Source organism: Aeromicrobium sp. PFPM2_SD2, from assembly GCF_057364525.1.
In genome coordinates, this window is record NZ_JBNFNZ010000702.1 from 1 (window position 1) to 790 (window position 790).

1 protein-coding gene and 2 pseudogenes are annotated in these 790 nt (G+C 74.7%); 1 reads left to right on the top strand and 2 read right to left on the bottom strand.

Annotated features, from left to right (window positions below):
* Together AC2W7G_RS17575 and AC2W7G_RS17580 are read right to left on the bottom strand one after the other, a co-directional pair.
* Positions 1 to 65, bottom strand: a 65-nt coding sequence (locus AC2W7G_RS17575) for a hypothetical protein (protein ID WP_485869570.1), incomplete at its 3' end; no start/stop codon positions are given.
* A gap of 85 nt (positions 66 to 150) precedes the next feature.
* Positions 151 to 522, bottom strand: a pseudogene (locus AC2W7G_RS17580) (NAD(P)H-binding protein); the annotation flags it as partial.
* 82 nt (positions 523 to 604) lie between these two features.
* Between AC2W7G_RS17580 and AC2W7G_RS17585 the strand changes: the two are divergent.
* A pseudogene (locus AC2W7G_RS17585) lies at positions 605 to 790 on the top strand (o-succinylbenzoate synthase); the annotation flags it as partial.

Sequence of the window (790 nt, forward strand, 5' to 3'; positions counted from 1 at the left end):
CACCTTGGGCGCGACGCTCGACGCGTCCCGGTGCCCGCCTCGTCGGTCAGCCCGCCCGGACGCACGATGGTCCAGTCCAGGCCGCTCTCGCGCAGCGGCGGCGTCCGCGTCGCGCTTGGCGGTGACGTACGCGGCCCAGACCGGCTCGATGTCGTCGGGCTGCGGCTCGTCGACGCCGATCGCCGAGACCTGCAGGAAGCGCGTGATGCCCGCCTGGCGCGCGGCGGCGGCCGACTTCGTGGAGCCCTCGAGGTCGACGGTGCGCTTGCGCTCGATGTTGCCGTCCGCGCCGGCGCCCGCGCTGAACACGACCGCGTCGCAGCCCTCGAACGCGGCCGCGTACGCGTCCACGTCGTCGTTCTCGATGTCGAGCAGGCGCACCTCGGCGCCCAGGGCCTCGAGCTCGTCGCGGTAGTCGTCCGTGCGGACGAGCGCGACCGGCGTGTGCCCGGCCCGGACCAGCAGCGGGTGGAGCTGGAGGGCGATCTTTCCGTGGCCTCCGACGACGGCGACGCGGGACATGGGGCTCCTTCGGGACGGTGTGCGGGGGACCGTTCCACCGTGGCACGCGGCACCCAGCGGTGCACCTCGGTAGGGTCGACGGGTGCGGTTCCACACCTACGCGATCGAGATGCGCACCCGGTTCCGGGGCATCACCCGGCGCGAGGGGATGCTGGCCCACGGCCCGGCCGGCTGGACCGAGTTCAGTCCCTTCCTCGACTACGACGCCCGCGAGAGCGCGCCGTGGCTCGCCGCCGCCCCTCGCGTCCGACCGAGCGGCCCTGGCCCG